Source organism: Streptomyces sp. LE64 (genome assembly GCF_052606915.1).
In genome coordinates this window covers 5,773,340-5,793,280 of record NZ_CP199708.1, presented here as the reverse complement: position 1 = coordinate 5,793,280, position 19,941 = coordinate 5,773,340, and the positions used below count along the sequence as shown (strand labels likewise).

Annotated in this window: 17 protein-coding genes and 1 tRNA gene; 12 read left to right on the top strand and 6 right to left on the bottom strand. The window is 71.8% G+C overall.

The annotated features are described in order from the left end of the window. Positions 1-3: 3 nt before the first annotated feature. Genes ACSMX9_RS25885 through ACSMX9_RS25875 form a run of 3 tightly spaced genes read right to left on the bottom strand, consistent with a single transcriptional unit; the run spans position 4 to position 7,207 of the window. Positions 4-1,236 carry an ATP-binding protein gene (locus ACSMX9_RS25885; protein WP_445397447.1) on the bottom strand — a complete coding sequence of 411 codons (1,233 nt, stop codon included), beginning with the start codon at positions 1,234-1,236 and terminating at the stop codon, positions 4-6. Further along, positions 1,233-6,350 (bottom strand): hypothetical protein, encoded by a 5,118-nt coding sequence (locus tag ACSMX9_RS25880; RefSeq protein ID WP_445397445.1) that lies wholly within the window; start codon positions 6,348-6,350, stop codon positions 1,233-1,235. Before ACSMX9_RS25880 ends, ACSMX9_RS25885 begins: the two co-directional genes overlap by 4 nt. Next, complete coding sequence (locus tag ACSMX9_RS25875) at positions 6,347-7,207, bottom strand: DUF4132 domain-containing protein (RefSeq protein ID WP_445397443.1); 861 nt, start codon at positions 7,205-7,207, stop codon at positions 6,347-6,349. Before ACSMX9_RS25875 ends, ACSMX9_RS25880 begins: the two co-directional genes overlap by 4 nt. A 1,082-nt stretch (positions 7,208-8,289) precedes the next feature. Between ACSMX9_RS25875 and ACSMX9_RS25870 the strand changes: the two genes are divergently transcribed. From ACSMX9_RS25870 to ACSMX9_RS25835, 8 genes are all read left to right on the top strand, one after another. Continuing rightward, positions 8,290-8,499 carry a hypothetical protein gene (locus tag ACSMX9_RS25870; protein WP_265293932.1) on the top strand — a complete coding sequence of 70 codons (210 nt, stop codon included), beginning with the start codon at positions 8,290-8,292 and terminating at the stop codon, positions 8,497-8,499. Continuing rightward, on the top strand, positions 8,483-8,995 hold the full coding sequence (locus ACSMX9_RS25865) for a DUF6879 family protein (RefSeq protein WP_445397441.1): 513 nt from the start codon (positions 8,483-8,485) through the stop codon (positions 8,993-8,995). The genes ACSMX9_RS25870 and ACSMX9_RS25865 overlap by 17 nt, the downstream gene beginning before the upstream one ends. Next, positions 8,992-9,825: a helix-turn-helix domain-containing protein gene (locus ACSMX9_RS25860; RefSeq protein WP_445397439.1), complete on the top strand. Its 834-nt coding sequence runs from the start codon at positions 8,992-8,994 to the stop codon at positions 9,823-9,825. Before ACSMX9_RS25865 ends, ACSMX9_RS25860 begins: the two co-directional genes overlap by 4 nt. Before the next feature lie 562 nt (positions 9,826-10,387). Further along, positions 10,388-10,525, top strand: coding sequence for a hypothetical protein (locus tag ACSMX9_RS25855; protein WP_169435287.1), 138 nt, complete (start codon positions 10,388-10,390; stop codon positions 10,523-10,525). 14 nt (positions 10,526-10,539) lie between these two features. Then, the gene (locus ACSMX9_RS25850; RefSeq protein WP_445397437.1) at positions 10,540-11,727 is read left to right on the top strand and encodes a cupin domain-containing protein; all 1,188 of its coding nucleotides are present in this window, start codon (positions 10,540-10,542) and stop codon (positions 11,725-11,727) included. Next, positions 11,724-12,629 carry an aldo/keto reductase gene (locus ACSMX9_RS25845; protein ID WP_445397435.1) on the top strand — a complete coding sequence of 302 codons (906 nt, stop codon included), beginning with the start codon at positions 11,724-11,726 and terminating at the stop codon, positions 12,627-12,629. Before ACSMX9_RS25850 ends, ACSMX9_RS25845 begins: the two co-directional genes overlap by 4 nt. Further along, positions 12,610-13,116 (top strand): hypothetical protein, encoded by a 507-nt coding sequence (locus ACSMX9_RS25840; protein ID WP_445397433.1) that lies wholly within the window; start codon positions 12,610-12,612, stop codon positions 13,114-13,116. Before ACSMX9_RS25845 ends, ACSMX9_RS25840 begins: the two co-directional genes overlap by 20 nt. A gap of 5 nt (positions 13,117-13,121) precedes the next feature. Beyond that, positions 13,122-13,463, top strand: a complete 342-nt coding sequence (locus ACSMX9_RS25835; protein ID WP_445397431.1) for a hypothetical protein — start codon at positions 13,122-13,124, stop codon at positions 13,461-13,463. A gap of 21 nt (positions 13,464-13,484) precedes the next feature. On the opposite strand, the gene ACSMX9_RS25830 is transcribed toward ACSMX9_RS25835, so the two are convergent. Beyond that, positions 13,485-14,177 carry a recombinase family protein gene (locus tag ACSMX9_RS25830; protein ID WP_445397429.1) on the bottom strand — a complete coding sequence of 231 codons (693 nt, stop codon included), beginning with the start codon at positions 14,175-14,177 and terminating at the stop codon, positions 13,485-13,487. Positions 14,178-14,338: 161 nt separating this feature from the next. Here ACSMX9_RS25830 and ACSMX9_RS25825 point away from each other — a divergent pair, with 161 nt between their 5' ends. Both ACSMX9_RS25825 and ACSMX9_RS25820 read left to right on the top strand, forming a co-directional pair. Further along, positions 14,339-14,749, top strand: a complete 411-nt coding sequence (locus ACSMX9_RS25825) for a hypothetical protein (RefSeq protein ID WP_445397427.1) — start codon at positions 14,339-14,341, stop codon at positions 14,747-14,749. A gap of 88 nt (positions 14,750-14,837) precedes the next feature. Further along, positions 14,838-15,242: a hypothetical protein gene (locus ACSMX9_RS25820; RefSeq protein WP_445397425.1), complete on the top strand. Its 405-nt coding sequence runs from the start codon at positions 14,838-14,840 to the stop codon at positions 15,240-15,242. A 216-nt stretch (positions 15,243-15,458) separates the two neighbouring features. Here ACSMX9_RS25820 and ACSMX9_RS25815 read toward each other — a convergent pair. Further along, a tRNA-Leu gene (locus ACSMX9_RS25815) sits at positions 15,459-15,546 on the bottom strand. 211 nt (positions 15,547-15,757) lie between these two features. Next, a complete protein-coding gene (locus tag ACSMX9_RS25810; RefSeq protein ID WP_445397423.1) occupies positions 15,758-16,705 on the bottom strand; it encodes a beta-ketoacyl-ACP synthase III in 948 nt (315 codons plus the stop codon). Between the two features lie 214 nt (positions 16,706-16,919). Here ACSMX9_RS25810 and fdhD point away from each other — a divergent pair, with 214 nt between their 5' ends. After that, positions 16,920-17,771 (top strand): formate dehydrogenase accessory sulfurtransferase FdhD, encoded by an 852-nt coding sequence (fdhD, locus tag ACSMX9_RS25805; RefSeq protein WP_445397421.1) that lies wholly within the window; start codon positions 16,920-16,922, stop codon positions 17,769-17,771. Positions 17,772-18,047: 276 nt separating this feature from the next. After that, a complete protein-coding gene (locus ACSMX9_RS25800; protein ID WP_445397420.1) occupies positions 18,048-19,880 on the top strand; it encodes an AMP-dependent synthetase/ligase in 1,833 nt (610 codons plus the stop codon). The last annotated feature ends 61 nt before the right edge of the window (positions 19,881-19,941 follow it).

Below are 19,941 nucleotides of genomic sequence, written 5' to 3'. Positions count from 1 at the left end.
CCGTCAGCTCTCCAGCACCGCGCGCAGCTCCCACAGGGCGCGCCAGGTGGCCGAACCCTGCTCGGCGCGCCTGCGCACCGGACCGTCCCAGTAGCCCAGCAGCCGTGCGGCGTCGGCGGGGTCGTCCTTGCGCACGACTCCCAGCAGATGGCCGGGGAGCAGCGAGAGCACGTCCCGGTCGCCGGGGAAGTAGGAGGCGGCCAGGCCGAGCGAACCGGCGACGGAGACGGCCTCCGCGGTGCTCATCACCGTGGAGGGGCGCTCGACCTCCCAGCCCTCCGCGGAGCGACCCTCGCGCAGGTCCCGGAAGGCGGTGACGAGGGCCTCCAGGACCGTGTCGTCCACCTGGTAGGCGGTGCCGGCGCGTTCGACGGCGGCCCGCGACTGGCGCCGGACGAGCGCGGTCTCGGCGTCCAGGTCCCCGATCGGGCCCACGGTCTCGAAGTTGAAGCGCCGCTTCAGCGCGGCGGACATCTCCGAGACGCCCCGGTCGCGCAGGTTGGCGGTGGCGATGAGGGTGAACCCGGGGGCCGCGTGCAGTGCGGAACCCTCGCCGCCCGCGAGTTCGGGCACCGCGATCCGCCGCTCGGAGAGCAGCGACACCAGCGCGTCCTGCACCTCGGGCAGACAGCGGGTGACCTCCTCGACGCGGGCGACGGCGCCCCGGGTCATGGCGGTGAGCACCGGGGAGGGCACCAGTGCCTGGGGGGTGGGGCCCTGGGCGAGCAGCAGCGCGTAGTTCCAGCCGTACTTGAGCTGGTCCTCGGTGGTGCCCGCGGTGCCCTGCACGGTGAGCGCGCTGGTCCCGCAGACGGCCGCCGACAGCAGCTCGGAGAGCAGGGACTTGGCGGTGCCGGGCTCGCCCACCAGCAGCAGCCCGCGCTCCCCGGCGAGGGTGACCACGCACCGCTCGACCAGGGCGCGTTCGCCGACGAACTTCTGCTCGATCACCAGACGGCGCGGCACCCCGGCGCCGGGCCGCGCGCCCTTCGGCAGGCCCAGCGCCTCGCCCGCGCTGCCCATCACGAAGGTGACGACGGCGCGCGGGGTGAGCAGCCAACCGGGCGGGCGCGGCCCCGGGTCGTAGGCGGCGAGGAAGGCCAGTTCGGTGGCGTGCCGGTCCTCGGGCGGGACGACCTGGCGGTTCTCCCCGCCGCCGGGGGCGAGGGGGGGCTCCGTCGGGTCCGGGACCCCGTCCGTGGCGGGGGTGTCGGTGGTGTGCGTGTCGCTCGTCATCGGCGGCGGCCCTTCCGGGGTGCGCGGGTGTCCAGTTCTTCGAAGGCGGGGGCGTCGCCGCTGCGGACCCGGGTCCACGCCGCGGCGAACAGCTCGGGCACCGGGAGCTGGGGCAGGACCCGGACGGACCCCGCCACCGGGTACAGCCCTTCCTTCCAGGTCTCCAGCGGCAGGCCGGGGGCCCCGCGTTCCAGCCAGCCGCAGGGCAGGAACAGGGAGCGGCCGGCGCGGGAGCGCTTGGCCTCCACCACGAGGTCGGTGGCGGCGAGTTCCGCCCGGGCCCGCTTGACCCGTGCCGGCCCCCACCCGGTCCAGCGGACGCAGTTGCGGTCCGTCGGGTCGGGCAGGGCGAGCAGCATCAGGTACAGGACGGTGGCGTCGGCGCTCAGGCCGAGCGTCCCGGCGGCCTCGGCCACCAGGTCCGGGACCGTACGGGTCGGGTCCTGGGCCGGGTGGTGCGGGGTGCCGTCGGGGGCACCCGCCGAGACCATGGCGTCGGCGTCCTTCGCCAGCAACGCGCGCAGGGCGCGGACCTCGTCCAGCCGGTACCGCTGGACGGTGCCCTCGACCAGGCCGAAGGCCGGGTCCTCGGGGCCCTCCAGGCCGGCCGGGCGGATCAGCAGCTTCTCCCGGCCCCCCTCGTCGGACGCGAGGAGCAGCGCGGCGCCGGCCCGGACCAGCCCGTCGGCCCCGGCGCCCCCGGTCTCCGGCAGCTGGTGGGCCGCGCGGATCACGGGACCGACCGGGCCGCCCTCCTCGGTCCAGTCCAGTTGGAGGTCCAGCACCAGGTCCGGGTCGGCGAGGGTGCGGCGCACGGCCGCGAGGCCGGTGACCAGGCCCGCCCGCAGGGGGTGCCGGTACGGCAGCACGTAGGCGAGGGTCCGCAGCGCGGTCAGCGCGGAGGAGAGCGAGCCGTACGTGCTCACCCTTCGCAGCCCCGGTCCTCCGGCGCCGCCCTCCATCCGGGTGCCCCGGCCCAGCCAGGTCCGGGAGTCCGCGTTGAGGACCAGGTCGACGGCGCCCGCAGTGGTGCCGGACAGGTCGAGGTCCAGTTCCTCGGGGACGCGGACCAGCGAGCCCAGGCGCTCCCGCCAGACCTCGACGGCAGCGTCGACCTGCGGACCCGCGGACCACAGCTCGGCCGGGTCCGCCGGCAGCAGGGCCCGCTGCACCGCCTGGTGGTCGGCTCGGGGCAGGGCGTCCAGTTGCGCCTGGGCGCCCCCGAAGGCGCGCGCCTTCACGTCGAGCGTCGCCAGCGTCCCGGCACCGGAGTCGGGAACGGCGGCCGACAGCAGGGCGGTGGACTGGAGCGGGCCGATGCCGGTGGCCGTGTGGAACGCCTTGGCCGCCTCCGGGCGCCAGGGCGCGGGCCCCCGCTCCCGGACCAGGGCCGTGAGCCGGGTCAGCCGGTCCCGGGCGATGCCCTGCCGGTGGACGTGCTCGTCCTCCAGGGCGAAGCCGGCAACGGGTCCGAAGGCGCCGCTGGGGTCGTGGTCCAGGGCCAGCCAGCGCAAGGTCTCCTGCCCGGAGTTCCAGCCGCCTTCGGCGATGACCACGACGGTGCGGTCCCCGTTGCGGAACACCTGGCCGAGACGGGACGGGGCCTTCCGGCGGTTCCCGGCGGGCGTGACGGCGGCGGACGCCTCGGTGAGCCGCACCCGGCGGACGGTACCCGCCGGATCGGCCAGCGGTCCTTCGGCGAGGGCGTCCAGCAGGACCAGGAGCCCGGCCCGGTGCTCCGGGGAGGTGGCCGCCGAGGCGGCCCGGTAGGCGAGTTCGGGCAGCACGTCGAGCAGCCGCGTCCAGTCCGGGCACTGGGCGGGGACGGTGTGCTCGTCCCGCTGCCAGCCGTCCACCGGGGTGAACGGCTCCTTGGCCGGCACGGGCGGGCCGTACGCCGGATCACCGCCGAGGACGTGGTTGACGGCGAGGAGTTGCCGGACCAGCGTCCACTGCGGCCCGGAGCCCCACCAGCCGCGGTACGGGCGGTCCGAGCCCCAGGCGGTGGCCTGCGAGAGGGTCAGGTCGTCGGCGTGCTGGGGTGCGCGGTCGAAGAACATGCCCTGGGTGCGCGCGGTGGTCCGGGGGGTGACCGGCCGTGCCGGCTCCGGCGGTGCCAGGTACCGGGCGAGCGTGGCGGCCTGCTGCACCGCGTCGCACACCAGCGCGGTGACGCCGCTGCGCAGCCGGGCGTCCGACACCTCGGGGAGCACCTTGGCGACGGCCTCCTCGGTCAGCTCCCGCGAGGTGGGCCCGGTGTACTCCTCGACCGCCCGGAACGCCTCCAGGTGCCGGGCGAGGGTGGCGGCCACCACCTCGACGAGCTCCTCCGCCCGGGAGTCCGTCAGCTGCCGCAGCGCGGCCGAACCGCGCTCGTCCCTCGGGCGCAGGGCGTGCCAGTAGGCGACCGGCGGTACGTAGGGGGTGCCCGCCGCAGCGCCCTGGCCGGAGGAGTCGGTGGTCACGTACCACATGCTGCCGCCGGCGCCGTCGGTGTCCGCCGGGTGCGCTTCGACGGAGCGCCGGCCGAGGGCCATGACGGGCCGCGAGCCGCCGGGCAGGGCGAGGGCGCCGAGCGGCACCGAGGAACCGCCGTCGGGCAGCGCGGCCGTGTGGCCGTCGGGCGTGCCCGCGACGATCCGGTGCCCGCCCGCGGGGGCGGGTGCGCCCGGTTCGGTGACCGTGCGGCGGACCCAGCGGCCGAGGACCGTGCCGTCCGTGCCGAACGGCGTGGTCTCCAGACCGGGTTGGAGGGGCAGCACCTGGCAGTGCTCGGTGAGCAGCCGGGTGCCGTCCTGCACCGCGGAGCGGAGGAAGGCGGGCAGGGAGGAACGGCCGTGGGTGCCGCTGGCCGGGTCGTACTCCAGCCAGACCCGTCGGGTGCCCTGACGGCCCGCCCGCCAGTGCCCGGTGCCGTCGGAGATGATGGCGCGCTGCGGCGGCAGCGAGGTGTCGCCGGCGTGCAGGGCCTTGCCGCCGGTGGCCCGGCCGCCGCCGGGAAGCGGCAGGCAGACCTCGTCGGAGGGACCGGAGTTGCCCCAGCGGGGTATCTGCTCGCCGCCGACGGCGAACACCTCGGCGGGACGGTGCGACCAGTAGCCGCGCTGCTTGCCGTCCTCCCACCAGATGACGAGCAACTCGCCGTCGACGTAGCGGAAGGCGACCGCACGCCACCGGTCGACCGTGCCGGGCAGCCGCAGGGTGTGCTCCAGCAGGACGCCCTCGGGGCCGACCACGACGGCCCGTTCGCGGGTGCTCAGGATCAGCGCGGGCCAGGCGCCGGTGACGGTGACGCCCTCCGACCTGCCTGACCGCTGACGTGTGGCGGCGACCTCGGCGGCCAGTTCGGCGTAGGTCTCGTCGAGCGCGGACCAGCCCAGTTCGTCGAGGAGGCCGGTGCGCAGGGTGGCGGCGAGCAGCGGCACCACCTCGTGTTCCGCGAGGAGCCGTACCGCCTCGGGGGCGACGTCCGCGATCACCGCACGGAACGCCGAAATCCGGTTGAAGGTGGTGAGCAGCCGGGGCAGCCCGCGGGCCTTCGCGTACTCCTCGGCCCGGGCGGTCAGCCACTCCCTGAGGACCCCGGAGAGCACCGGATGCGCCGCCAGCCCCGCCATCGCGGCGGTGCCCAGCTGCTGGGCGCGCCCGCCGCCGAATCCGCCGATGGTCCGGCTCAGCAGGGCGCGGAAGACCGGCCGTCCGGCGACGGCGGCGAGGTCGCGCGCGCCGGGCGCGGTGTCGGTGAGCCAGGTGCCGAGCGGGACCTCCGAGGGAGTGTCCGCATCCGTTTCGCCCGGGTCGACGACCGGGACGTCCGAGGCCAGGCAGAGGTCGAGGAGGTCCAGGTCCGCGGTGCGCCGCCAACGGCCCTGGAACAGTTCCACCGGCCGCCCCTCGGCGCGCAGCCGGTCGGCCATCCGCGCGACGAGTTCGAGGGTCTCCGGGCTGCGGCCGCAGATGGCCCGGTTGCGCCGGCGGTGCGCCTCCCAACGGCCGAGCCACTCCGCCGCGGAGACGGAGGGGTCCCGGGCGGTGTCGGAGGCGTCCGGACGGGCGGTCAACAGCTCCTCGGCGCCGGTCTCCGCCAGCAGGGCCAGCCAGCTGCGTTCGCCGTCCCGGTCCTGGCCGCTCTGGCTGAAGTTCTCCGGGAAGAAGCCGAGGAGCCGGGTGCGCACGCTCTCGTCCTGCCGGGCGAGGGCGACGAGCGCGGAACCGTAGGCCGTCCAGAACGAGGCGGGGGCGCGGACCACGCCCGGCGAGCCGATCAGATCGCCCACCAGCTCGCGTTCGGCCCTCTCGCGGTCCAGCCCGGCTTCCTTGACCAGCGCGCGCACGTCCTGGGGCAGCGCCGCGTACGGCGGCATGCCGGCGGCGCAGCGCTCGACCAGCAGACGGCGGAACTGGGCCCAGGCGTCCGCCGGCGCGAGCCGGGCCACCAGGTCCCGGACGTACTGCCGCAGCGCCTTGACGGTCAGGGCCCCGGCGAAGGCGAACTCCAGGAAGACGGCCCGCTGCCGGTCCTCGTCCACGACCAGCCCGTGCACCCGCTCGGCCTCGCGGGCCTTGCCGAAGAAGGACGCGGCGTAGGAGGTGTTCTCGACCTCCAGGAAGAGGCGCGCCACCTGCTCGTAGTAGGTGGGGAGGAAGTGCGGTACGGCCCGACCGAGCCGGGTGCCGAGGGCGTCGAAGCCCTCCTTGGCCGCGCCGGCGCGGCTCTTGGCCTGCCGGCCCAGCCGCTCGATGTCCTTGACCAGGGCCAGGGCGTGGTGCCCGTTGGCCGGGTCGTTGACCAGGGCCCAGGCGGGGAAGCCCAGCGTCTCGCGGCGCACCTGGCCCACGACGGGGGCCTCGGCGGACCGGGCGAGTCCGAGGAACTCCAGCGCCAGGTCCTCGGCCTCGCCGAGGGTGCCGGGCACCAGTCGGACCACGGGGCGGTCGCCGAGCGCGGTGTGGGTGTAGGTGCGGGCGGTCAGGTCGTCGGCGTCGTCCCGGTCGCTGGTGCCGGCGGGGAGCACCGCGCCCGCGTCCAGCAGGGCCGCCGCGCGGCTCGCGTCGGCCGGGCCGGAGCCGGACTCCGTGTCCGTGTGGGTGTGCGTGTTCGTCGTCGTGCTCATGCCGCCCGCTCCTCGTCCTCCACGTCGCGACCGGCGTAGAGCGCCGCCGCCATGCGCATGCCCTCGGACCACGCCACGGGACCGACCTCGGCGGCCGTCAGCGTGCGCCCCGCGGGGTCGGTCCAGCCCAGGGGACCGGTCTCGGTGTCGTGGGCGTCGTATCCGTCGTGCTCGCCGATCCAGATGCGCGCCTCGACGGTGGTCCCGTCCTCGACGACCGGGCAGACCGCGTACCCGCCGCGCGAGCGGTAGCCGAGCTGGGTGACGCGGCCGTGCAGGAAGCGCAGTTCCTTGAACGCTCCGCCGGCGTAGGTCTCCACGGAGGTGGTGTCCGGGGCGAAGCCCGGCGGGCGGCGCCACACCTCGCGGAACAGCTGCTCCACGTTCTGGCGCACCTCCAGTTCGACCGCGAACTCCCGCAGTTCGTCGAGGTCGTCGAGGAGGACGGGGTGGGGCAGGCGGACGACGTCCGGGGTGATGCGGACCGTGTCGCCGTCCAGGTCGACCAGGCCGAGGCCGCGCTCGGGGTCGACGTCGCGCAGGAACCCGGCGACCCCGCCGTCCGCGCCGACGACCACCACGTCCCGCAGGGCCGCCTGCCACGCCGGATCGGGCCAGACCCGGGCCAAGACAGCCGCGGGAACGGGCAGCGAACGCACCATCCACTGCTCGACGTCGGTCAGGCACCGGCGCTCGTGCCGCTCCAACCACTCGGTCAGTTGCCGAAGTCCGACGACCGCCGGATCGTCCTTGAGCTTGGCCGGAACGGACTTCAACCGCCGGCCCTTCCCGTTGCGGCAGACCACCGTGCCCGCCTCCAGGGCGACCTCGTAGTCACCCGCCGATACCCACCCCATGCGCTGTTCCCCTGTGGTTCTCGACGCCGCCGGACCGACGGCACGTTGATGAGACCCGTCCACGGCAACGCGCCGTGACGAGTGGAAGAGACTCTAGGCGCACCCTGTGACAACGTCTTCGGAGCGGTCCGCCCTGGTCGTCGGGCCGGCGCCGCCTCATCGGCCGCCGCCCGCCGGACTCGTCGCGTCGACCGTGTGCGGCCTACGGCCCGCGTCGAACCGACGGAGCGGACAGGCCGGCCGCCCCGAGCGCGAGCCGGACCGACCTGGGTGGCCGGACCGGAAGCCCTCGGGTGCGCGGGTGGTCACGGGCCTGCCCTGAAGAACGAAGAACCCCACACGCCGGTGGGGTCCCTGCCGGTGTACGAGGGGGCTTGAACTCTTCCTTCGGCGCCAGCTCCCAACGACTCTGACCTGCGAAAACGCGCTCCAGCAAGCGGGATTTCGGCTGGCGCTCCTCCTCTTCCTTCCTGCTGTTTCCTGTGCTTTCGGGCCTCTGTTGGTCATGCGTGATCACGCCGACCCCGCCCGTCGATCGCCCTCTTCTCGGACGCTCCGAGACCGTTCCGGTCCGTCGAGCCGGACGCCCCACCCGCACGGCCACGCCTTGAGAGGGGCCGACCACGCGAGCACATGCTGTTGCGCCGCACCCCAGAAAAGCAAAAAACCCCAGGTGAACTGGGGTTTCTGCTGGTGTCCGAGGGGGGACTTGAACTCTCCACTCGGGCACCAGCCCACAACCGATCTGGGGAAACGCCCGCTGACAGGCTTCATTTCGGCGGGCGCTTCTCCTGTTCTTTCCTGCTGGTTCAGGCCCTCGGGCCCCTGTTGGTCACGCGTTGGTCATGTGACCAGCCCTCCTCGGGGCGTCCGTCCCTGGTCAGGCTTCCCGGACGGCGCCACGGGGCTACGCCCAGTCTGCACGGTCGCGTACGTGACCGCGTACGGGGTGGGCTGGCGCGGTCGGGGACCTGTTTATGCAAGGACACGCATAGTCGCGTTCACGCATAGACGCGTAGCGCCACCCCCTCTACTGTCGTTGGCCAGGCGGCCCAAACGGGGCCAGAGCAAGGGGGTTTGGCATGGCCGAACGTTCGGCACTCACCCGGCTCACGGGCAACGGCAACGGCGAGTGCGGGGAGAAGGACTGCCCGAACGTGTACCGCACGGCCACGGGATCGTTCGTCGTGCAGGGCGACGTGTCCGACGCCTTCACCCCGCCCGCCGGGGAAGGGCTCGTGGAAATCCCGGAGGCGGTTCTCAGGGAGGCAATCCGTGCACTTGGATGGTGACGCGTGGAATGACTGCTTCGATTCCATGGAGCGTGAGGCGTGGCGGCTGGAGACGCTGCCCGTTTACACCATGCCCCAGGAAGCGGAAAGGCTGAAGCGCTTCCTCGCCGGGGAGAAGTCCCCGGACGATTACATGTCGGCCTGGATGGACGAGGTTCGGCAATGGGCCTCGGAAGGGAAGAGCGTAGGCAGGGTGCATGTCGTAACCCGCCCGCTCTCGGACTACCTCCGGTTCGAGTTCGAGTATTACTACCGGCACCACGTTAAGGCGGGCGAGGATATCCGCATTCTCGACCTCACCGACCGAGAGAGCCTGGGGCTTCCAGGCCAGGACTTCTGGATGTTCGATGAGTCCAAGGTGGTGCTGATGAACTACCGGGCGGACGGGACGCAGATAAATCGGGAACTGTACGAGGGTGATCCTGAGCCGTATCGGCAGTGGAAGCGGATTGCCGTTGCCGAGTCGGTTCCATTCCTGGAGTACGTGAGCGGGTGACGTTCGACCCTGAACAGTTGGGGCAGCCGAAGCAAGAATTGGCCGCCCTGCTAAAAGAACTACGTAAGCGAGCCGGCCTCACTGGGGACCGACTCGCTCGGCGTTGCAACATGTCCCAATCGAAGATCAGTCGGATCGAGAACGGGAAAGCGCAATCGAGCCTGCTCGACCTGGAAAGAATCCTCCGGGCTGTCGTTGCTCCGCCCGAGGTCATCGAGGAGGTCATTGCCCTCGCGAGGCTGGCCAATACCGAGTGGCAAGACCTGCGCTCGCTACGGCGACGGGGGCTGGAGAAGAAGCAGACCGAACTTGCCGCGCTCGAATCATCCTCTACCGAGTTCCGTTTCTTCCTGCTCTCGATGATTACGGGACTGCTGTCCACCCCTGAGTACATCCGGGCCAGCCTTGCCCATTCACCGGCTGATGTCACTAAGACGATCGCGAGGAAGCTGGAACGGCAGGAGGTTCTTTACGACACGAAGAAGCGGTTCACCTTCATCCTCACCGAACAGGCCGTGAGGTGGCCACTCCTGCCCCCGGCCGCGATGGCGATGCAGATTGACCGGCTGGCCTCACTGAGCCACCTGCCGAATGTGAAGCTCGGTGTCATTCCAATCGCGGGCCATAAGCCCATGGCTCCGATGGACACCTTCACTGTCTACGACAACACCCTGGCCACGGTGGAGAACACCACCGGAGTCGTGATCCTGAGAGATCCGCGCGACATCGAAATGCATTTGGAACTGTTCTCGACACTGGAGGGGTACGCGCTGTTCGGGGCCGAAGCGCGAGCCTTGTTGACGGAGTGGGCTACCGCCTGCCGTTCATGATCTTTAGTCCATGACGGGAAACAACTACACAGCCCCCGCTTTCTGGGCCAATGATTTCCCCCATGACAGCGACCGAGCGAAACGAAGAGCGGGTGCGTTACGGCGTAGGTCAGGGGTTGGAGTACCGGCGGACGTTCGGCCCTGATGGTGGTGTGCGCTCGTGATGGGGCGCATGACTATGCGGGTGTCGTACGACGGCGGCCGGACATACGGCCCGGTTCGTGAGGTGCAGGTGGAGCCACGCAATGCGGTGATCCTGGGTTCGCCGACCAAGTACCCGCCGTGCGGGTGCCCTCGGTGCACGGGTCGCAGTTCGTTGCCTGCCAGTGCTCTCCGCCCCATGGCGGTGGAGCCGAAGGCGACGTGATGCGTCGCCTGGGCCACTGGGTGCTGCGCCGCTTTGGCCGGTACGCGGGGCCGCTCTACCTGGCCACGATCCTCGGCGGCTGTGCCCTGGTTCTCGCTGGAACCCTGGCGTTTCGGTAACTGCTGCACTCGTCGTTGTCCCCCTTTGCTTCCTGCCGGATTCCCGGCGGGAGTTCCCGAGAAGAGAGGTAGTCCGATGGTGGAAGAGAACACCGGTTCGGTGGCCCCCGAGGGGGGTGGCCTGCTCGTCGCGAAGCGGAAGATCGTGGCCGCGCGTACCCGTGCCGAGCAGGAGTCTGACGTCAGCAGTGGCCGTTCCGACGGCAACGACTGACGGGAGCGCCCACGTTGCTTGATGCAGCCTCGTGGGCGGGGCGTCTGGGCGGGGACAGGTTCCTCGCCCAGACGTACCACCGCTCATACGCGCACTTCCCCGGGGTCGCCGACACGGCGGGCTTGTTCTCCTGGGATGACCTGAATCGGATCATCGCCACGCAGCGGCTGGAGCCGCCCCGGCTGCGCCTGTCGGTCGACGGCGAGATGGTCCCGCTCCACCGCTACGCGATCCCCACCACGAACCGCCGTGCGGTCACCTGGTCCCGCATCCAGCCGTCCGACTTCCACGCCCAGCTCAGGGACGGGGCGTCGCTGGTCCTTGACGCGGTGGAGAAGATCCACCCCGCCGTGGGGGCGGCTGCGGAGGCACTGGAACGCTTCCTCGGAACTTCCGTGCAGGCCAACGTGTACGCCTCGTGGACCGAGCGGGAGGGCTTCGGCCGGCACTGGGACGACCACGATGTGGTCGTGGTCCAACTGCACGGCTCGAAGCGGTGGCGCCTGTGGGGGATGACCCGTGAAGCGCCCACCTTCCGGGACGTGGAGTCGCCGGAGGAGCCGGAGGGCGACCCGATGGCGGACCTCGTTCTGTCCGCGGGCGACGTGCTCTACCTGCCGCGCGGCTGGTGGCACTCGGTCACCGCCGATCAGGGGACAGAGTCCCTTCACCTCACGTTCGGGATGGTCCCGCACACAGGTGCTGACCTGATGCTGTGGGTCGTCGATCAGCTCAGGGCGTCCCTCGCGCTCCGCCGGGACATTCCGCGCTTCGGCTCGTCGGCGGAACAGTCGGACTTCATCGACGCTGTACGCCGTGAGGTGGCCGACATGATGGCGGACCCCCGCCTCGTGGAGCGGTGGGCGGAGTCGATCGACACGACGGATCTGGGCCACGCGATTCCGTCGCTGCCCTACGTGGGCGAACTCCCCGCACGGGGGGAGATCGCGGTCAAGCTCACCACTCCGAGGGGCCGCCTGACGGCGAACCGCGAACAGGGCACGGTCACCTTCTCTGCGGCCGGTACGGCTTGGGACTTCGCCGAGTCCGCCGCGCCCGCGCTGGGCACGCTGCTGACCAACCAGCCGACCACGCTCGGCGAACTCGCCGACTCCGCCGGGCTTGAGGTCAAGGAGGTGGCCGAACTGGTCTCCGTTCTCATCGACGGCCACGCCGTCGCAGTCGTGGGGACGGCGCTGTGACCGCCGCGCTCTGCCTGGGGACATACCGCGTGCGTGCCGTCAGTCGGGCGGCGCGCACCGCCCTGGCGGCCGGGAGTCCCTGGGTGGACACGGCACCCAACTACGCCCGTGGTCGGGCGCATGAGGAACTGCGCCCGGTTCTCGGAGAGTACCCGACCGTGCGGGTAGCCACGAAGACGGGGTTCTTCACGGAGGAGCAGGGCCGTGCTGCCCTGGCTGAGGGCATGCTCGCCCGGGAAGAGGCGGTCGGTAGGCACAGCCTTGAGCGGGGCTTCGTCCGCTGGCAGACGGAGCGGTCGTTGGCCGCGCTCGGGCGCGTGGACCTGGTGTTCGTGCACAACCCGGAGCACCACGGGCACGGCCTTGACCGTGCCGCTCTGCACGGGCGGGTGCGGCAAGCCTTCACGGCGCTGGAAGAGTTCGCCCACGCGGGCAGGATCGGCGGGTACGGCGTTGCCACCTGGTCGGGCCTGACCTCCGGAGCGCTCAGCGTGCCCGAATTGCTCACGCTCGCCCGGCAGGCGGCCGGGTCCGCCGAGCACCACTTCACGGGCTTGCAGATGCCCGTCAGCCTGATCATGGATTCCCCGATCACACAGGCCCTGAACGGCGGCGGACCACTGGTGCAGGCGAAGGACGCGGGGCTGATCACCTTCGGCTCCGCTCCCCTGCACGGGGGCGAACTCCTCGACGCCATGACACCCGAACTGGTGAACCTCATCCGCCCCGGCCTGTCGGCGGCAGCCACTGCCCTGCTGGCCGTTGGCTCGTGCCCCGGCCTCGATGTCGTCCTCACCTCCGCGAGCACCTGCGAGCACTGGGACGATGTGGCCAAGGCTCTGGCTGCGCCGCTGACGGCCCAGGAACTCAGGAGGGTGACGGATGAACTCGCCGGTGAATGAGGGGGTGCAGGCCCTGATGGAGGCCGCCCACGACCGGGCGGCCAAGGCACTGGGGCTTACCTGCACGGGGCCGCTGGCGTGGGGCTTCCTCGGTGTCACTCTCGGACGCCGAGTGGGGGACCGGTGGCTACGGGTCAGCCGGACGGCGAAGAGGAACGCGGGCAGGAAGGCGGGGGAAGGCATCGTCGGGGCCTCGGAGCTGGTGCCTGACGGCGTGCCCCGCCCCCGCCTGTACGGGGTGCACGACTGGACTGACGGCGAGTGGGCTTTCGAGGCGGAAGTCCTGGACTACCTCACGCAACCGGTGGTGTCCCCGGACCGGGCCGACATCGACCACGACCCCGGGTTGCCTGACGAGTGGTGGGTGGATCTTCGCCAAGCCCTTGCCCTGCTTGCTGAAGCGGAGGTGCGAAGACGACCGTCCGGGACGGGTGGATCGAACGGGCCTTTCCTCAGTTCCTTGGCATCCCGGCCCCTGCCAGGGTAAAGCGGGTGACCGGTCACGGTGACCTGCACTGGGGCAACCTCACCACCGCGCCCCTGTGCCTGCTGGACTGGGAGCGATGGGGCCTCGTGCCGTTCGGCTACGACGTGGGACTCCTCTGCGCCAACAGCCTGCTTGTCCCTGACGTAGCCGCCCGCATCCGCAAGGAATTCGCGCCGACACTCGACACCCCCGCCGGCCGAATCGGCGAACTCGCCGCCTTGGCCGAGATGCTGCAAGCCGTAGCGCGTGGCTGGTACCCGGACCTTGCGCCCCGCCTGGTTGCCCGAGCGGAGGCGCTCACCGGAGTGCGCCCGCCCGTTCCTGTGCACTCCGAGGTGAGCGCCTGACTGCGCCCCTGTGCGCCTGTCTCAGGCGCTCTCACCGATGTGCCGGTAAGGGTGGCTCGGGAGATCCCCCAGGGCCTTGGCGATGACGGTGACGCTCTCTCCCTTGGCGTGCCGGGCGCGGGCTGCGGCTAGCTTGTCGTCGTCCACGACGGTGGGGCGTCCCCCGTGGTTGCGCTTGCGGGCTGCAGCATCAAGACCTTCCAAGGTCTTCTCCCGGATGCCCTCTCGCTCGACTTCCGCGCTGACAGCGAGTACGGCGAAGACGATGGCGCCCGCCCCGTTCGGGTCGTACACACCCGGGAGGGGGCCGGAGAGGAGTTCAGTTGGATGCCGTCTGCTTGGAGGGTGGCGGACAGGGACATCAGCTCTGCCGCGTTGCGGGCGAGTCGCTTCATCTCGACCACGGTGAGGATGACGGCTTGCCCGGGTGCGGCCTGCCTGGATCTCCCGCGCGAGGGCGAGAGCCTTCTCCAACTCCGGCCGCTCCTTCACGCGGGTACTGATCTTCTCGGAGAACACGCGGGTGCACTGCGCACCGGCAAGGGCGTCCAACTGGGACTGGAGTTCCTGACCCACCGTGGAGCACCGGGCGTAGCCGAGCCGGATCGCTGCGCCCGGCTTCCCTCCGGGCGCCTGTGTCACGGGTGCGCCCTGTGTCCACGCTTTGCCAGGCTGCCTGTCGGCCGGGGTCTTCACGGTGAGTTCTGCCTTCAAGGCGGGCACGAGGGCGAAGCGCCCCGTGTGGTAGCGAGGCGACAGGGAAGCGGGAGCGCCACTGGATAGGCCGGGAATACAAGAACAAGACGGCGGCGGAGAGAGCACTCCGGGTCTGGATCACCGACTACGAGGCAGGCAAAGTCGCCGCCCGCTCGGACATGAAACTCGGTGACTGGCTGGACAAGTGGCTGAGCAACCACAGGAAGGAGGGAACGACCATGGCCGGTTACGAGACGAAGGTCCGCCTGCACATCAAGCCGCACATCGGCGGCGTGAAGCTGTGCGAGGTCACCGACGACACCCTTGACGACCTGTACCGGCTGCTGGAAACGACCCCGTGCCCGACCAACAAGGGCAAGCCGCTCGGGGCCAAGTCGGTGCGCCACGTGCACAACATCCTGTCCGGCGCGTTGGGGGCGGCGGTGCCCAAGCTGATACCCGTCAACCCCGCCGCGACGGCGCACCCTCCCACCGCCCGGCAGATCCGGGCGCAGGAGTCGAGGTATCCGACGCTGGACGACGGTCAGACGACCCGGTTCCTGGGGACGGTGTGGCAACCGGGCCTGTGACGGGGGCCTGACCCACCACTGTCTGCGGGACGCCCCGCTGTGGACCCTGTACGCCGCTACCGGCGTGCGCCGCAGTGAGGCACTCGGCATGAAGTGGTCCCTCATCAACTGGGATGCGGGGTCCATCGAACTGGGTTGGGTCGTGGTCGAGGAGGGCAATACCTATCGGCTGCGCAAGCTCACCAAGGACGGCGACGACAACGCCGTCATCTACGTGGACCAGTCCGTGATGAACGTCCTGAAGTGGCAGAGGGAACGCCAGAACGCGGAGCGAGAACGGCTCGGCTCCGCGTGGGCGGACAGTGATCTCGTCTTCGCCCGCGACGGCTTCAAGCTGTACCGGGGCGAGGCGGGCGGACCGCAGGACCCCGAGAAGGTTGCGGCGCGCTGGCGCACCCTGCGCACCCGGCTCCACCTCCCGAGGACTTCCGCATCCACGACTGGCGGCACAGCAAGGTCACGAACGACCTGGAGGCCGGGGAGAACCCCGTAGAGGTCTTCGCCAACGTCCGGCACTCGCCGGGCTACACCATGGCCCGGTACGGGCACTCACGTAAGGACGGAGCGCGCCGACTGGCCGCCTCCGGAGCGGGCCGACTCGGCCTGTCATCCCTGGTCTGACCTGGGGATTCGCTCGGCTGTTGGTCACGTGGTTGGTCACGCCACAGCCGGAGAAACAGAAAAACCCCAGGTGAACTGGGGTTTCTGCTGGTGTCCGAGGGGGGACTTGAACCCCCACGCCCGATAAAGGGCACTAGCACCTCAAGCTAGCGCGTCTGCCATTCCGCCACCCGGACTGGTGTGGTGTTTCGCGGGCTTCCCCGCGGCGACATGGACAACAATACCAAGGTTTCCGAGTGCCTTTCACCCACGTATCCGCAGGCCGGCGGGGTGGGTGACGGTCCGTCGACGGCCACTGACACGGGGTGACGCGCACGGGGAACGGGCAGCTCGGGGCGGGGCGGGGCCGCCCGGTTCCGGCGGCGCGTCCGGTGGGGGTGGCGGGGGTCAGGGGCAGCGGACGACCTGGCCGCCGTAGGACAGGTTGCCGCCGAAGCCGAAGAGGAGGACGGGGGCCCCGGAGGGGATCTCGCCGCGTTCGACGAGCTTGGCGAAGGCCAGCGGGATGCTGGCCGCCGAGGTGTTGCCGGAGTCGACCACGTCGCGGGCGACCACCGCGTTCACCGCGCCGATCCGCTCGGCCAACGGCTCGATGATCCGCAGGTTCGCCTGGTGGAGGACGACCGCGGCCAGGTCCGCGGGGGCGACGCCCGCGCGTTCGCACGCCTGGCGGGCCAGCGGAGGGAGCCGGGTGGTGGCCCAGCGGTAGACGCTCTGCCCCTCCTGGGCGAAGACCGGCGGGGTGCCCTCGATCCGCACCGCGTGACCCATCTCCGGGACCGAGCCCCACAGCACCGGCCCGATGCCCGGTTCCTCCCCGGGGGCGCAGGTCTCCACCACGGCGGCGCCGGCCCCGTCGCCGACCAGGACGCAGGTGGTGCGGTCGGTCCAGTCGGCGATCTGGGTCATCTTGTCGGCGCCGATGACCAGTGCCCGGGTCGCGGCGCCGGCCCGCAGGGTGTGGTCGGCGGTGGCCAGGGCGTGGGTGAACCCGGCGCAGACGACGTTGAGGTCGAGGACCGCAGGGCCGGGCATGCCCAGGCGGGCGGCGACCCGGGCCGCCGTGCTCGGGGAGCGGTCGATCGCGGTGGAGGTGGCGACCACCACCAGGTCGATGTCCGAAGGGGTGATCCCGGCCGTGGCCAGGGCCTTGGCTCCGGCGTGCGCGGCCAGCTCGTCCACGGGCTCCTCGGGCCCGGCGATGTGCCGGGTGCGGATGCCGACTCGTGACGTGATCCACTCGTCGCTGGTGTCCACCATCCCGGCCAGGTCCTCGTTGGTGAGGACACCGGACGGTTGGTAGTGGCCGAGCGCCGCGATGCGCGTGCCGTGCAAGGGTCCCCCTCGGGTTCCGGTGAGATCACGGATTTGCCAGTCTGCTGACCGACTCGTCAGTAGGCGGACGACTAAAGCGACAGGATTCGAGCGTGGGCGTTGTTGGCTCCGGTCATGCGCCCAGGCCCGCCGAGTGTGTGGTGCGCGAGAATGGGCGGCCGGTGCGCCCACCGGCGCACACCGGCCGCTACGGACAGGATCGGGACGGACACACATGGGACGCGTCACCGAGCGCCGACGGGTGCTCCGGGTGCGGGACGGGCGGGCGGACCGCCGCCCGGACAGCCTGGTCGCCGAGGAGCCGCTGGAGATCCGACTGAACGGGAAGGCTCTGGCCATCACCATGCGCACCCCGGGCGCGGACTTCGCGCTCGCCGCCGGGTTCCTGGTGAGCGAGGGGGTGCTCGCCGCCGCGGACGAGGTGCGGACCATCGCGTACTGTGCGGGCGCCTCCCCCGACGACGGCAACGCCTACAACGTGGTGGACGTCCGGCTCGCCCCCGGGGTGCCGGTGCCGGACATCCGGCTGGAGCGGAACGTCTACACCACGTCGTCCTGCGGGCTGTGCGGCAAGGCGAGCCTGGACGCGGTGCGGACGCGGACGCGGTGGCCGGTGGCGGACGAGCCGCCGGTGCGACTGGCGCCCGAGGTGCTGTCGGCGTTGCCGGAGCGGTTGCGCGACGCCCAGCGGGTCTTCGACCGGACGGGGGGTCTGCACGCGGCGGCCCTGTTCGACGAGGGCGGGGACCTCCTGGACGTCCAGGAGGACGTGGGGCGGCACAACGCCGTCGACAAGGTCGTGGGGCGGGCCTTGCAGTCCGGCGCCCTGCCCTTGTCGCGGGGGGTGCTGCTGGTGTCGGGGCGGGCCTCGTTCGAGTTGGTGCAGAAGGCGGTGATGGCGGGCGTGCCGGTGCTCGCCGCGGTCTCCGCGCCCTCGTCCCTGGCGGTGGACCTCGCGGTCGAGACGGGGGTCACCCTGGTCGGCTTCCTGCGCGGGGCGTCGATGAACGTCTACAGCCACGACCACCGGCTGGTCCTGGACGACCCGGGGTCCACGGGGCGCTGAGGGGGTCGGCGCGGGATCCGGACGGTACCGCGCGCCCGGTACGGGCGGCCCGCGTGGAGGCCGTGGTGATCCGGCGGAGCCGGTGGCGATTCGGTGCAGATCGCGGTGTCCGAGCCGCGCGGTCGCGAGGATGCCGGGTGGAGGTTCCCCGTGGTGGGGGTGACCGGACGGGCGTCCGGTCACCCCCACCACGGGGGTTCGCCGTCCCCCTCCCGCCGCGCGACCGGGTGGGGTACGGTCTGCGGCGCCGTGGGAGAGCCGGCACGAGGAGCACATTTGCGCGAGTTCACCAGCCCACCGTTGTCGCACGTCCCGCAGTCGCTCGCGGGCGGGCTCGCGGACACCGTCTACGAGCACGCCCGGCTCGACCCCCGGCGGGTCGTCCTGGCCCGCGAGGTGGCGCCGGGCGTCTGGCGCGACGTCACCGCGGCGGAGTTCCGGGACGAGGTGTGGGCGCTGGCCAAGGGGTTGTTCGCGCAGGGGGTGCGCGCCGGGAGCCGGGTCGCGATCATGTCGCGGACCCGCTACGAGTGGACGCTGTTCGACTTCGCGCTGTGGACCCTCGGCGCGGAGGTGGTCCCGGTCTATCCGACCTCCTCGGCGGAGCAGGTGCTGTGGGTGCTGCACGAGGCGCAGGTGAGCGCCGCGGTGGTGGAGCACGAGGACCACGCGATGACCGTGGCCACCGTGATCGACCGCTTGCCCGGATTGCAGCGGTTGTGGCAGCTCGACGCGGGCGCGCAGTGGGAGCTCACCGAGGCGGGGCGGCACGTCGAGGAGGAACTGGTCCACCGGGAGCGCGGACGGGTGGGCCCCGGGTCGGTGGCGACGGTCGTGTACACCTCGGGCGCCACGGGTCGACCACGGGGCTGCGTGCTCACCCACGGGAACCTGATGTTCGAGGCGGACACGCTCTACCACCGGTGGCGGGATGCCTTCCGCCCGCGGCGCGGCGAGACCGCTTCGACCCTGTTGTTCCTCCCCCTGGCCCATGTCTTCGCCAGGACGGCGCAGGTCGCGGCGGTCCGTTGGAAGCTGCGGCTGGGGCACCAGCCGGAGTTGACCGCCACGGCCCTGGAAGCGGGGCTGGGCACCTTCCGGCCGACGCTGTTGCTGGTGGTGCCGCACCTGTTGGAGCGGGTGCTCGACACGGCACGGCGGCAGGCCGAGCGGGAGGGCAGGGGAAGCGTCTTCGAGAAGGCGGTGGAGACGGCCGTGCAGTACGCGGAGGCCCTGGAGGACCGGGCGTTCGGCACCGGCCCCGGCCCGTCCGCGACCCTGCGGGCACGGCACCGGATGTACGACCGGCTGGTGTACGCCCGGCTGCGTCGGACGCTGGGTGGCCGGGCCCGGTGCGCGATGTCCGGGGGGTCGCCGATGAGCCGGGAGCTCGGGTTGTTCTTCACCGGCGCCGGCATCGCCGTGTACGAGGGGTACGGGCTGACGGAGACGGCCGGGGCGGCCACCGGCAACCAGTTCGGGCGGGTGCGCTGCGGGACGGTGGGGCCGCCGATCCCCGGCACGAGCGTGCACATCGCGGCGGACGGTGAGGTCTGGTTGCACGGCCCGCACGTCTTCGCCGGCTACCTGGACGACGCGAAGGCCACCGATGCGGTGCTGCACGAGGGCTGGCTGGCCACCGGGGACCTCGGGGTGCTCGACGTGGAGGGCCATCTGACGATCACGGGCCGGAAGAAGGACCTCCTGGTGACCTCGGGCGGCACGAGCGTGTCCCCGGCCCGGTTGGAGGAGCGGGTGCGCAGCCATCCGCTGGTGGCGCAGTGCCTGGTGGTGGGGAACGACCGCCCGTACGTGGCGGCGCTGATCACCCTGGACGCCGAGGCCGTGGCGCACTGGTTGCACATGCGGGGCCAGGAGGCACCCGGGGTGGCCCGGTTGGTGCGGGACCCGGAGTTGGAGGCGGAGGTGCGGCGGGCGGTGGTCACCGCGAACACCGTGGTGTCCCGGGCCGAGTCGATCCGCACCTTCCGCATCCTCGCGCACCGGTTCACGGAGGAGCACGGTCTGCTGACGCCCTCCGGCAAGCTCAGGCGCGAGGAGATCGAGCGGACCTATGCGACGGAGGTGGCGGCGCTGTACCGGGTGTGAGGGGCGCGTCGCACGCGGGACGGAATGCGCGGGCGCACCCGATCGTTCACGATGGAGGTGT

Excerpts from the sequence above, each read along its gene's own strand:
- ACSMX9_RS25880 (WP_445397445.1), bottom strand. The coding sequence starts at position 6,350 with ATGAGCACGACGACGAACACGCACACCCACACGGACACGGAGTCCGGC.
- fdhD (WP_445397421.1), top strand. The coding sequence starts at position 16,920 with ATGGGACGCGTCACCGAGCGCCGACGGGTGCTCCGGGTGCGGGACGGG.
- ACSMX9_RS25825 (WP_445397427.1), top strand. The coding sequence starts at position 14,339 with ATGAAACTCGGTGACTGGCTGGACAAGTGGCTGAGCAACCACAGGAAG.
- ACSMX9_RS25840 (WP_445397433.1), top strand. The coding sequence starts at position 12,610 with ATGAACTCGCCGGTGAATGAGGGGGTGCAGGCCCTGATGGAGGCCGCC.
- ACSMX9_RS25820 (WP_445397425.1), top strand. The coding sequence starts at position 14,838 with ATGAAGTGGTCCCTCATCAACTGGGATGCGGGGTCCATCGAACTGGGT.
- ACSMX9_RS25870 (WP_265293932.1), top strand. The coding sequence starts at position 8,290 with ATGGCCGAACGTTCGGCACTCACCCGGCTCACGGGCAACGGCAACGGC.
- ACSMX9_RS25885 (WP_445397447.1), bottom strand. The coding sequence starts at position 1,236 with ATGACGAGCGACACGCACACCACCGACACCCCCGCCACGGACGGGGTC.
- ACSMX9_RS25875 (WP_445397443.1), bottom strand. The coding sequence starts at position 7,207 with ATGGGGTGGGTATCGGCGGGTGACTACGAGGTCGCCCTGGAGGCGGGC.
- ACSMX9_RS25855 (WP_169435287.1), top strand. The coding sequence starts at position 10,388 with ATGGTGGAAGAGAACACCGGTTCGGTGGCCCCCGAGGGGGGTGGCCTG.